Here is a 774-nt window from a genome sequence, read left to right on the forward strand (position 1 = left end):
TGTGGTGGTGGATGTTTTTTTACGCCCAAGGCCTTGTACTTTTTCCATCAGTAGCTCAGTGCTTGGATCAAAGTTGAGTGCAACGGAGCGGTATTTCCAGTCGCCTTCATCATCAAAGTCTTCGAGAGAGAAGCCGTTCAAGTCGTTGCGGGTGCATCCTGTGATAGAGCAACCAACAAGGTTAAACCAATCCGCAAATTTGCTAATCGGCTCGACAATATCTTCCGTAATTTGGTGATTCGGCGATATGAAGCAACCTTGAAAATGGTCGCCAACACTCGGGTGTTCAATTAACGAATCTTTGGTGATGGTGAATCGGGTCTCACCAAAAGGGGGGCGATATTTGGGGTGATGTTTATAGCGCAGATCGTAGGCACAAGCGCGGCCCTGCCAATCTTTCTTTTTGATCACGATGTTTTTGAACGTGATGCCGCGAGGTTCAAAGATGATCTCATCAGAGGCAAAGTTTTCCTCAATGTACTGCTGGCTTTCGTTCAAGTGATCAATCGCCTCATCGACAGAAACCCAGTCGAGGTTGAGATGTCGTTTAGCATCATCCAGATAATTGAGATCGAGACTCTTGAGCTGGCTTTGAAAGCGAGGATCAGACAACACACGGTTGGCTAAGACAATTTCCTCACGATTCTCAGGCGTGCTGTCGAGAGAAAGCAGCAGACGCGTCATATTGATGCTGCGACTGGGTTTGGTGGTTGCCATCGTTGGCGTAAGCACTTCTTGGCTCGATAAGGTTGTCAGCAGATAACCTTTGTCATC

General features: G+C 47.4%; 1 pseudogene. It reads right to left on the reverse strand.

What is annotated here, in order from left to right:
* A pseudogene (locus R7044_RS25000) lies at positions 1-774 on the reverse strand (chromosome partitioning protein ParA); the annotation flags it as partial.

The sequence above is a fragment of the Vibrio sp. 1402 genome (assembly GCF_033340275.1).